Here is a 391-nt window from a genome sequence, read left to right as displayed (position 1 = left end):
TTCCCAACCGAGGAATTCACGCGCTGCTTTGATTTCTTCTGCGCCCAATGGTGCGCCGTGACAGTCGTGTGAACCTGCTTTGTTTGGTGAGCCAAAACCAATGATGGTTTTGGTACAAATCAGAGTTGGACGACCCGTTTCTGCTTTCGCTGCTTCAATCGCTGCGTTGATCGCGTCAGCATCATGACCGTCTACTGCAGGAATAACGTGCCAGCCGTAAGATTCAAAACGCTTAGGCGTGTCATCAGTGAACCAGCCTTCAACGTGACCGTCGATAGAAATACCGTTGTCATCCCAGAAAGCAATCAGTTTGCCAAGACCTAGGGTACCTGCCAGTGAGCATGCTTCGTGAGAGATACCTTCCATCAAACAGCCGTCGCCCATGAACACG

Annotated in this window: 1 pseudogene; it reads right to left on the bottom strand. The window is 50.9% G+C overall.

What is annotated here, in order from left to right:
• Nucleotides 1-391: pseudogene (locus LRP49_RS25190) on the bottom strand (transketolase); the annotation flags it as partial.

The sequence above is a fragment of the Enterovibrio qingdaonensis genome, from assembly GCF_028683135.1.
Classification (GTDB): domain Bacteria; phylum Pseudomonadota; class Gammaproteobacteria; order Enterobacterales; family Vibrionaceae; genus Enterovibrio; species Enterovibrio qingdaonensis.
Note: the sequence above shows the minus strand (reverse complement) of the source record. Positions and strands in the feature narration are given on the sequence as shown.